Here is a 10,484-nt window from a genome sequence, read left to right as displayed (position 1 = left end):
CTGCGTCACGCTAGGGACTCGGGGGTGATCCGGCAAGCCTGAAGGTCTCGGGACCTTCCCAGCGCCCTCTCAGCCGGGACACAGGGTCGCGGCACACACTCGGGACATGAGCACTCCGCCCCCTCCCCCGTTCGAGGACCCGACGACGCACCCGTACACCACGAACCCGTACGGGACGGCCCCGTACCAGCAGGGCCCGCCGGCGCCGAAGCGTCGGCGCCGCGGTGGGCTGGTGGCCGGCGTGCTCGCCACCACGCTCCTCGTCGGTGGCGGCGCCGGGTTCGGCGGGGCCGCGCTGTGGGACCAGACGCAGGGCGACCCCCCGTCGGCCTCCGGCTCGACGGCCACGACGGCACCGGTCGTCGACCAGGGCGACACGCCCGCGACCGACGGCTCGGTCGAGGCTGTGGCCACCTCCGTCCTGCCGTCCGTCGTGACCATCCAGGTGGCCGGGCAGCAGGGCCAGGGGTCGGGCTCCGGGATCATCCTCAGCGCCGACGGCACCATCCTGACGAACAACCACGTCGTCGAGGTCGCCGCCAACGGCGGCACCGTCCGCGTCTACTTCGCCGACGGGACGAACGCCCCCGCCGAGGTGCTCGGCACCGACCCGCTCACCGACACCGCGGTCATCAAGGCGGACGGGGTCAGCGGCCTCACCGCCGCCACCATCGGCCAGTCGGCCAACCTCGACGTGGGCCAGGACGTCGTCGCCTTCGGCGCCCCCTTCGGCCTCGACTCCACCGTCACCAGCGGCATCGTGAGCGCGCTGGACCGACCGGTCAACGTCGGGACGGACAGCGAGGGCAACTCCACGACGTACCCCGCGATCCAGACCGACGCGGCCATCAACCCCGGCAACTCGGGTGGGCCGCTGGTCGACATGACCGGTGCCGTCGTGGGCATCAACTCCTCGATCCGGACGGCGTCCCAGGACACCAGCGCCCAGGGCGGTTCGATCGGCCTCGGCTTCGCCATCCCCATCGACGAGGTCATGCCGATCGTCGACCAGATGATCGCCGGCGACACCCCCACCCACGCCCGTCTCGGCATCCAGGTGTCGGACTCCGGCACGGCGGCCGAGGGATCCGGCGGCGCCAAGGTCGGGCAGGTCAGCGACGGCTCGACGGCGGCCGACGCCGGCCTCCAGCAGGGCGACGTCATCACCCGGGTCGGCGACCACGCCATCACCGACGCCGACTCGCTGGTCGCCACCATCCGGTCCTACCGCCCCGGCGACAAGGTCGAGGTCACCTGGACCAGCGGCGGCCAGGAGCAGACCGCCACGCTCGCGCTCGACTCGGACGCTGCCGCCGGCTGAGCCGACGACCGGCCGGACGGGGGCCACGCGCGGGACACCCCGCGCGTGGCCCCCGTCGCCTCGTGTGGCGGTCCGCGTCATGATGGGGTCGCCACACCAGGTGACGACCCCAAGGAGCCCCATGCAGCTCGAGCTGTCTGCCGAGGACGCCGCGTTCCGCCAGGAGATGCGCACGTTCTTCACCACCGAGTTCCCGCAGCAGATCCGCGACGCCGTGCTGGACGGCCGGCACCTGACGCGTGAGCAGATCGTGGAGAGCCAGCAGGTCCTCAACAAGGCCGGGCTGGCGGTCCCCCACTGGCCCGAGGAGTGGGGCGGACGCGGCTGGACCGACCTCCAGCGCCACCTGTGGCACGAGGAGATGCAGAGAGCCGGCGTGCCCGTCCCGCTGGCCTTCAACGCCTCGATGATCGGCCCGGTGCTCGCGCAGTTCGGCAGCCAGGAGCAGAAGGAGCGCTTCCTGCCCGCGACGGCCAACCTCGACATCTGGTGGTCGCAGGGCTTCTCCGAGCCCGACGCGGGCTCCGACCTGGCCAGCCTGCGCACCACCGCGGTCCGCGACGGCGACGACTGGGTGGTCAACGGCCAGAAGACGTGGACGACCCTGGGCCAGCACGGCGACTGGATCTTCACCCTGGTCCGCACCGACCCCGACGTGAAGAAGCAGGCCGGCATCTCGATGCTGCTCATCGACATGACGCTGCCCGGCGTCGAGGTGCGCCCCATCGAGCTCATCGACGGCGGCCACGAGGTCAACGAGGTCTGGTTCACCGACGTCCGGGTGCCCGGCGACATGCTCGTCGGCGACCTCAACGGGGGCTGGACGATCGCCAAGTTCCTCCTCGGCAACGAGCGCGTCGGCGTCGCCCCGGTGGGCCTCACCAAGCGGGCGCTCGCCACCCTCAAGGACAACGCCGGCGACCGGCTGGACGACCCCTACGTCCGGGCCCGCATCGTCGAGCTCGAGAACGAGCTGCTGGCCCTCGAGCTCACCGCGCTGCGCGTGGTGGCCCACTCCGCCGGCGGTGAGCCCCACCCGGCGTCGTCGGTGCTCAAGCTCAAGGGCACCGAGCTCCAGCAGGCCGTCAGCGAGCTGGCCGTCGACCTGGCCGGGCCGGCCTCGATCGCCTCCGGGGCCGACGACGACTCCCCGCTCGCGGGCTGGGCCCGTCGCAGCGCACCGACCTACCTCAACCTCCGCAAGGCGTCGATCTACGGCGGGTCCAACGAGATCCAGCGCCAGATCATCGCCCGCACGATCCTGGGACTCTGACATGGACTTCACCTATGACGACGAGCAGCAGGCGCTGCGCGAGGCCGTGCGCGGCCTCCTCACCAAGCAGTACGGCGACTACGAGGTCCGCCGCCGGACGACGTCGGAGGACCCCGGCTTCGACGAGGACCTCTGGGGCCGGCTGGCCGAGATGGGCGTCCTGGGGCTGCCCTTCGCCGAGAGTGACGGCGGCGTCGGTGCCGGCCCGGTCGAGATCGGCATCGTGTGCCGCGAGCTCGGCCGGGTGCTGGCTCCCGAGCCCTACCTGACCGGCGTGGTGCTGGCCGGCGGGCTGGTGTCCGCCTCCGGCACCGCCGAGCAGCGGGCCGAGATCCTCGGCGCCGTCGCAGCGGGTGAGCGAGTGCTCGCCGTCGCGCACGACGAGCCCGAGGGTGCGCGCTGGGCCACCGACGCCCCCGGCACCACGGCGACCCGGGACGGGGACGGCTGGACCCTCACCGGCACCAAGGACCCGGTGCTCCACGGTGCCCGCGCCGACCAGGTCGTCGTCACCGCCACCCTCCCCGAGGGCGGCACCGGCCTCTTCCTGGTCGACTTCACGGCCGACGGCGATGCGGCCCACCGCACCGGCTACCCGACGTACGACGGGGGGCGTGCCGCGCGTCTCGTCCTCGACGCCACCCCTGCCGTGCCACTGGGTGACGCCTCCGCCGACCGGTCCGCGACGATCGCCACGATGCTGGACCTCACCCGGGTCATGGCGGCCAACCAGGCGCTGGGGGTGATGCAGGCGCAGCTCGCGGCCACCACGTCGTACCTCACCAGCCGCAAGCAGTTCGGCGTCACGCTCAACACCTTCCAGGCGCTGACGTTCCGGGCCGCGGACATGTACGTCTCCCTCGAGCTGACGCACAGCGTCGTCGACTGGGCGACGATGACCATCTCCACCGGTGACCGCGACGCGCTGCGGGACGCGGCCGCGCGGTGTGCGTTGCAGACCAGCAGGGCCTCGCGCCACATCGGCCAGGAGGCCATCCAGCTGCACGGCGGCATCGCGATGACCGCGGAGTACTCCGTCGGCACCGCCACCGCCCACCTGACCGTGCTGGACCACCTGTTCGGCGACGGCGACCACCACCTGGGCCGGCTGGCCGCGGGTGTCACCGACCACGGCACTTTGGAGGCGTTGGGCTGATGGACCTCTCCCTGTCCGAGGAGCAGCAGGCCTTCCGCGACCTCGCGCGGACCTTCCTTGACCGGGAGGCGATCCCGCACCGCACCCAGTGGGACCGCGACGAGGCGGTCGACCTCGCCATCGTGCCCAAGATGGCCGAGATCGGCTTCTTCGGCCTCACCATCCCCGAGGAGTACGGCGGGCTGGGCGGCGACTACGTCACCTACGCGCTCGCCATGGAGGAGCTCGGGCGCGCCGACTCGGCGCTGCGCGGCATCGTGTCGGTGAGCAGCGGCCTGGTCGGCAAGTCGATCCTGTTCTTCGGCTCCGAGGAGCAGAAGCAGGAGTGGCTCCCCCGGCTCGCGACGGCCGACAAGCTCGGCTGCTTCGGCCTGACCGAGCCCGACACCGGCTCCGACGCCGGCAACCTGACCTCGCGGGCCACCCGCGACGGCTCGGACTGGGTGCTCAACGGGCAGAAGCTCTTCATCACCAACGGCACCTGGGCCGACGTGGCCCTGGTCTTCGCCCGCACGAGCGACGACGGGCCCCGTGGGGTGACGGCGTTCCTCGTCCCGACCGACACCCCCGGCTTCGAGGCCCGCGAGATCAAGGGCAAGCTCGGCCTGCGCGGGCAGGCGACGGCCGAGCTCTTCCTCACCGACGTCCGGGTCCCGGGCTCGGCGGTGCTCGGCGAGGTCGGCCGCGGCTTCAAGATCGCCATGAGCACCCTCGACAAGGGTCGCCTCGCCGTCGCCGCCGGGTGCGTCGGCATCGTCCAGGGCTGCCTGGAGACRTCGGTGGAGTACGCCACGACGCGCACGCAGTTCGGCAAGCCGATCGCGTCCTTCCAGCTGGTGCAGGACATGCTCGCGGACATCTCGGTCGACGCCGACGCGGCGAGGCTGCTGGTGTGGCGCTGCGCCGACCTCATCGACCGGGGCGAGCCGTTCGGCACGGCGGCGTCCAAGGCCAAGCTCTTCGCCTCCGAGGCCGCCGTCCGCGCCGCCAACAACGCGATCCAGGTGCACGGCGGGGCGGGGTACGTCGACGACTACCCGGCCGCGAAGTACCTCCGCGACGCCCGTGTGATGACGCTCTACGAAGGCACCTCGCAGATCCAGAAGCTGCTCATCGGCCGGGCGGAGACCGGGATCAGCGCGTTCGTCTGATCAGCCCTCCACGCGCTTCTGGACGTCCCCGAGCCGGGCCACCGGCACGAAGCCGAGCCTCCAGCGTGCCGACCACCTCGCTCATCGGGCCCGCACGACCCGGCCCTCGTCCCAGACGGGCCCGTCGGGCTCGTAGACCTCGCCGTCGGCGCCGTAGACCAGGAACCGGTCGAAGCCACGGGCGAACCACCGGTCGTGGGTGACCGCGAGCACCGTGCCCTCGACGGCCTCGAGCCCCGCCTCCAGCGCCTCGGCACTCTGCACGTCGAGGTTGTCGGTGGGCTCGTCGAGCAGCAGGAGGGTGGCCCCGCTCAGCTCCAGGAGCAGGATCTGGAAGCGCGCCTGCTGGCCGCCGGACAGCGACTCGAAGGTCTGCTCGCCGGCGTGCGCGAGCTCGTAGCGGTCGAGGACCCGGCTCGCCTGCTCGCGCCCCATGCCCGCCCGGCCCTGGCCGGCGGGCTGCCCGTCGCCGCGGTGCAGGATCTCCAGCAGCGTCTTGCCGCGGAGCTCGGGGTGGTCGTGGGTCTGCACGAACCAGCCCGGTCGCACCCGGGCACCCAGCTTGGCCTTGCCGGTGTGCGGCACCGGCGCGGGCGGCTCGCCCACGGGGCGGTGCTCGACGTCGGGGTCGCTGCCACCGGCCGCGAGCAGCCGGAGGAAGTGCGACTTGCCGGAGCCGTTGGAGCCGAGGACCGCGACCCGCTCGCCGTACCAGACCTCGAGGTCGAAGGGCTTCATGAGCCCGGTGAGCTCGAGGTCGGTGCACACCACGGCGCGCTTGCCGGTGCGGCCGCCCTTGAGGCGCATCGTCACCTGCTGCTCGCGCGGCTGCTCCATGGGCGGTCCGGCCTCCTCGAACTTCCGCAGCCGCGTCTGGGCGGCGCGGTACTGCGAGGACATGCCGTCGTTGTACTCGGACTTGATCTTGAGCCGCAGCACGAGGGCCTTGATCTTGGCGTGCTCCTCGTCCCAGCGCCTGCGCTGCTCCTCGAAGCGCAGGAACCGGTCCTCACGGGCCTCGTGGTAGCTCGCGAAGCCGCCGGGGTGCGTCCACACGAGGTTGCCGGCCGCGCCCAGCTCGACGGTGACGATCCGGGTCGCGGTGTTGGCGAGCAGCTCGCGGTCGTGGCTGATGAACAGGATGGTCTTGGCCGACTCGCGGATGCGCTGCTCGAGCCAGATCTTGCCGGGCACGTCGAGGTAGTTGTCGGGCTCGTCGAGCAGCAGCACCTCGTCGGGACCGCGCAGCAGGTACTCCAGGACCAGCCGCTTCTGCTCGCCGCCGGACAGGGTGGACAGGGATCGGTGCTTCGCCCGGTCGTAGGGCATCGCCATGGAGGCGACGGTGCACGTGTCCCACGTGACCTCGAGGTCGTAGCCACCGGCGTCGGCGTACTCCGACAACGCCTCGGCGTAGCGCATCTGCGTCGCCTCGTCGTCGGTCTCCATCAGCGCGAGCTCGCACTCGTCGACCGCACGGGCGGCGGCCTGCACGCGGGGCGGCGCGACGCTCAGCAGCAGGTCGGCGACCGTCTCGTCCACGCCGCCGTGTCCGACGAACTGGCGCATCACGCCGAGCCCGCCGGAGCGCGTGACCGCGCCCGCGTGCGGGACCAGGTCACCGGTCACGATCCGCAGCAGGGTCGTCTTGCCGGCGCCGTTGGCGCCCACCAGGGCGACCTTCGCGCCGTCGCCGACCCGGAAGGAGACCTCGTCCAGCAGTACTCGTCCGTCGGGCAGCTCGTAGCGCACTCCCGACACATCCACATGTCCCACGCAACCCATTGTCCGGCACGCGCGCGGCTGCGACCACGCGTTAAATCCTGCGGGCAGCGTGTCGGTAGTGGTCTGGACCACCTTAGGGTGTGGGGCATGTCCGTCCAGAACGAGCAATCCACGTCCACCGTCCCGAAGTGGCGCGTCATCGGTCCGGGTCTCGTCGTCGCCGCCACCGGCGTCGGTGCGGCCGACCTCGTCGCCACCCTCATCGCCGGCCAGAAGTTCGGCTACACGCTGCTGTGGTGCGTGGTCGTGGGGTGCGTGATGAAGATCGTCCTGGTCGAGGGGGCGGGCCGCTACTCGCTCGCCACGGGCCGCACGATCTTCGAGGGCTGGCGCTCGCTGGGCATCTGGACGACGTGGTACTTCGCGCCGTACATCGTGATCTGGGGCTTCGTGTACGGCGCCGCCGCGATGGCCGGCACCGGCCTCGCGCTGGCCGGCCTCACCGGCACCCTCTCGGTGACGTGGTGGGGCATCATCTCCGGCCTGATCGGCCTGGCCCTGGTGTGGTCCGGTCGCTACAGCGTCTTCGAGAAGGTGCTCGCCGCCCTCGTCGGGCTCATGTTCGTCACCATGGTCGGCGCCGCGCTGCTGACCACGCCCAACATCCCCGAGCTGCTCACCGGCCTCGCCCCCCGCATCCCCGACGGCGGACTGGTCAACACCCTGGCCCTGGCCGGCGGCGTCGGCGGCACCATCACCCTCGCGGCGTACGGCTACTGGCTGCGCGAGAAGGGCTGGGCCACCCCGTCCTACATGCGCGTCATGCGCATCGACAACACGGTCGCCTACGTCGTGACCGGCATCTTCGTGCTCGCCACCCTCATCGTCGGCGCCGAGCTCCTGTACTCCACGAGCGTGGCCATCGAGGAGGGCGACGCCGGGCTGGTGGACCTCGCGGTCGTGCTCCAGGACCGCTACGGGCAGTGGGCCGGAAAGGTCTTCCTCATCGGCTTCTGGGCCGCGGCCATGTCGTCGTTGGTCGGTGTCTGGAACGGCGTGAGCCTGATGTTCGCCGACTTCATGACCAACGTGCGCGGCGGGCACAGCGACGACGCGGACGCCCGCGCCGGCGGCAAGTGGTACAAGGCCTACATCCTGTGGCTGACGTTCCCGCCGATGGCGATGCTGTTCCTCGGCAAGCCGGTCTGGCTGATCCTGGCGTACGGCGTGCTGGGCGCGTTCTTCATGCCGTTCCTGGCCGTCACCCTGCTGTGGCTGCTCAACACCGACCGCACGCCCGTCGAGTGGCGCAACAAGCTGCACTCCAACGTCCTGATGACGATCATCGCGCTGGCCTTCGTCGCGCTGTGCGTCAACGAGGTGCGCAAGGCGGTCGCCGGGGCCTAGGCCTCGGGCCGCTCCTCAGATGCGTTCCGCGACCCGGCGGGCCGCGATCTGCAGGATGTCCCAGACCGAGGAGAACGGCGGGGCGTAGGCCAGGTCCATCCACGCGAGGTCGTCGACGGTGCCCTCCGCCCACAGGACCGCCGCCGCGGTGTCGACCCGCTTGCCCGCCCCACGGCCGCCCACGACCTGCACCCCGAGCAGCCGCCGGGTGTCCCGGTCGGCCATCACCCACACGGCGATCGGGTCGGCCTCGGGCATGTAGCCGGTGGCGGTGGTCCCCTCGGTCACCAGCGTCACCGGGTCGTGGCCGGCCTGCTCCGCCTCGTCGCGGGTCAGGCCGGTCCGGGCGATCTCGAGGTACTGCTCGCCGGCGGCGAACCTCGTGATCGAGGTGTCGACGATGCCCCGGAAGGCCAAGGTCCCGCCGGCCAGGCTGTCCCCGAGGGCCCGCCCGTGCTTCGTGGCGTGCGTCCCGAGGGGCCGGAAGACCCAACGGTCGTCGATGCGGCGGCGTACCTCGCAGCAGTCGCCGGCCGCCCACACGTGGTCGGCGACCCGACCGCGCGGGTCCGGTCGCAGGGCCCCGTTGGCGGACGTCTCGAGTCCCGAGCCGGCGAGGAAGGCGGTGGCCGGGCGGACCCCGATGGCCAGCACGACGAGGTCGGCGTCGCGGCGGTCGCCCTCCCACCRCACTCCGGTCACCCGGTCGGCCCCGGACTCGTCCTGCACCGTGTCCAGCCCGGTGACCTCGACCCCGAGCACCACCTCGGCACCCGCGTCGCAGAGGGCCACGGCCACCCGCTCGGACATCTCGTCCTCGAGCAGCGCCAGCCCGCGCCCGCGGGTCACCACGGTCACCCCGAGCCCGCGACGCAGGGCCGCCTCGGCGACCTCGACGCCGATGTAGCCGGCGCCGACGACCACCACGTGCGCCCCGTCGCCCGCCGCGTCGAAGCGGTCCAGCCAGGCGGCACCGTCGTCGAGCGTCTTGACCGGGCCGACCATGTCGTAGGGCGTGCCGTCGGGCCGCAGGGCCCAGTCCGGCACGATCGCCGGGGCGCCCGTGGCGACAACCAGCTCGTCGTACTCCAGGGTCTCCCCCGCGGCCGTCGTGACCGTGCGTCCGGCGACGTCGGCCGAGACGACCTCGGTCCCGAGCCGCAGGTCGATGCCGGCCTCGCGGTGCTGCTCGGCGGTCCGGGCGACGAGCTCGTCGGCCGAGCCCACCTCGCCGGCCATCCAGTACGGGATCCCGCAGGCGGAGTACGACGTGTGGCACCCGCGGTCGAGCACGGTCACCGCGAGCGCGGTGCCGGTGCGGCGCGCGGTGCGCAGCGCCTGGTGGGCCGCCGACATGCCGGCCGCGTCGGCCCCCACGACCACGACCCGGGTGACGGCCTCGCTCATTCCTCGGTCTGCTTCGCCCACAGGTTGATGCCGGCCTCGACGGCGTGCTGGTCGATGGCGACCAGCTCGTCGGCGGTCAGCGGCGGCCCGTCGAGGGCGTCGAGGTTGGTGTCGAGCTGCTCCACGCTGCTGGCCCCGATGACCGCACTGGTGACCCGCGAGTCGCGCAGCGCCCACTGGAGGGCGAGCTGGGCCAGCTTCTGCCCGCGCTGCTGCGCGATGTCGTTGAGGGCCCGCACCCGGTCGAGCACGTCGTGCTCGAGGCCGGCCAGCGTGCTGTCGTCGCGGGCCGCGCGGCTGTCCCGCGGGACCCCGTCGAGGTAGCGGTCGGTCAGCAGACCCTGGGCGAGCGCGGTGAAGACGATGCAGCCCATCCCCTGCTCCTCGAGCTCGTCGAGGAGGCTCTGCCCGCCGGCGTGAGGAGCCTCGATCCAGCGGTTGAGCATCGAGTACGACGGCTGGTGGATCAGGAGCGGGGTGCCGAGCTCACGGGCGATGCTCGCCGCCTCGCGCGTCTTGTCGGCGGAGTACGACGAGATCCCGGCGTACAGGGCGCGACCGCTGCGGACCGCGGTGTCGAGGGCGGCCATCGTCTCCTCGACGGGCGTCTCGGCGTCGAAGCGGTGGCTGTAGAAGATGTCGACGTAGTCCAGCCCGAGCCGTGCCAGCGACTGGTCGAGGCTGGCCAGGACGTACTTGCGGCTGCCGCCACCCTGGCCGTACGGGCCGGGCCACATGTCGTAGCCGGCCTTGGTCGAGATGACGAGCTCGTCGCGGTAGGGCGCGAAGTCGTCGCGCAGGTAGCGCCCGAAGTTCTCCTCGGCGCGACCGTAGGGCGGGCCGTAGTTGTTGGCCAGGTCGAAGTGCGTCACTCCGCGGTCGAAGGCCTTGCGCAGGATGGCCCGCTGGGTCTCCTCGGGACGGTCGGTCCCGAAGTTCTGCCACAGCCCCAGGCTGAGCGCGGGGAGCTTGAGCCCGCTGCGCCCGGTGTGGCGGTAGTCCATCGACTCGTAGCGGTCCTCGGCGGCGTCGTACGTCATGGAG

Annotated in this window: 8 protein-coding genes; 5 read left to right on the top strand and 3 right to left on the bottom strand. The window is 72.2% G+C overall.

What is annotated here, in order from left to right:
- Positions 1–106 precede the first annotated feature (106 nt).
- From AC1DQF_RS04875 to AC1DQF_RS04860, 4 genes are all read left to right on the top strand, one after another.
- The gene (locus AC1DQF_RS04875; RefSeq protein ID WP_477524078.1) at positions 107–1,321 is read left to right on the top strand and encodes a S1C family serine protease; all 1,215 of its coding nucleotides are present in this window, start codon (positions 107–109) and stop codon (positions 1,319–1,321) included.
- Between the two features lie 121 nt (positions 1,322–1,442).
- Complete coding sequence (locus tag AC1DQF_RS04870; RefSeq protein WP_477524077.1) at positions 1,443–2,594, top strand: acyl-CoA dehydrogenase family protein; 1,152 nt, start codon at positions 1,443–1,445, stop codon at positions 2,592–2,594.
- Position 2,595: 1 nt separating this feature from the next.
- Positions 2,596–3,750, top strand: a complete 1,155-nt coding sequence (locus AC1DQF_RS04865) for an acyl-CoA dehydrogenase family protein (protein ID WP_477524076.1) — start codon at positions 2,596–2,598, stop codon at positions 3,748–3,750.
- Positions 3,750–4,901 (top strand): acyl-CoA dehydrogenase family protein, encoded by a 1,152-nt coding sequence (locus AC1DQF_RS04860; protein ID WP_477524075.1) that lies wholly within the window; start codon positions 3,750–3,752, stop codon positions 4,899–4,901. The genes AC1DQF_RS04865 and AC1DQF_RS04860 overlap by 1 nt, the downstream gene beginning before the upstream one ends.
- 81 nt (positions 4,902–4,982) lie before the next feature.
- Here the strand turns inward: AC1DQF_RS04860 and AC1DQF_RS04855 are convergent, their stop codons facing one another.
- The gene (locus tag AC1DQF_RS04855) at positions 4,983–6,677 is read right to left on the bottom strand and encodes an ABC-F family ATP-binding cassette domain-containing protein (protein WP_477524074.1); all 1,695 of its coding nucleotides are present in this window, start codon (positions 6,675–6,677) and stop codon (positions 4,983–4,985) included.
- Between the two features lie 96 nt (positions 6,678–6,773).
- Between AC1DQF_RS04855 and AC1DQF_RS04850 the strand changes: the two genes are divergently transcribed.
- Positions 6,774–8,033, top strand: coding sequence for an Nramp family divalent metal transporter (locus AC1DQF_RS04850; RefSeq protein ID WP_477524073.1), 1,260 nt, complete (start codon positions 6,774–6,776; stop codon positions 8,031–8,033).
- 15 nt (positions 8,034–8,048) lie between these two features.
- Here AC1DQF_RS04850 and AC1DQF_RS04845 read toward each other — a convergent pair whose 3' ends face one another.
- Positions 8,049–9,440 carry an FAD-dependent oxidoreductase gene (locus tag AC1DQF_RS04845; RefSeq protein ID WP_477524072.1) on the bottom strand — a complete coding sequence of 464 codons (1,392 nt, stop codon included), beginning with the start codon at positions 9,438–9,440 and terminating at the stop codon, positions 8,049–8,051.
- Positions 9,437–10,480 carry an L-glyceraldehyde 3-phosphate reductase gene (mgrA, locus tag AC1DQF_RS04840; protein ID WP_477524071.1) on the bottom strand — a complete coding sequence of 348 codons (1,044 nt, stop codon included), beginning with the start codon at positions 10,478–10,480 and terminating at the stop codon, positions 9,437–9,439. The genes AC1DQF_RS04845 and mgrA overlap by 4 nt, the downstream gene beginning before the upstream one ends.
- Between the last annotated feature and the right edge of the window lie 4 nt (positions 10,481–10,484).

It is taken from the genome of Nocardioides sp. P4_G4, assembly GCF_056401085.1.
This window is presented reverse-complemented; position numbering and strand designations above follow the sequence as displayed.

Coding starts and splice junctions, on each gene's coding strand:
- AC1DQF_RS04875 (WP_477524078.1), top strand. CDS start 107: ATGAGCACTCCGCCCCCTCCCCCGTTCGAGGACCCGACGACGCACCCG.
- AC1DQF_RS04870 (WP_477524077.1), top strand. CDS start 1,443: ATGCAGCTCGAGCTGTCTGCCGAGGACGCCGCGTTCCGCCAGGAGATG.
- AC1DQF_RS04865 (WP_477524076.1), top strand. CDS start 2,596: ATGGACTTCACCTATGACGACGAGCAGCAGGCGCTGCGCGAGGCCGTG.
- AC1DQF_RS04850 (WP_477524073.1), top strand. CDS start 6,774: ATGTCCGTCCAGAACGAGCAATCCACGTCCACCGTCCCGAAGTGGCGC.
- mgrA (WP_477524071.1), bottom strand. CDS start 10,480: ATGACGTACGACGCCGCCGAGGACCGCTACGAGTCGATGGACTACCGC.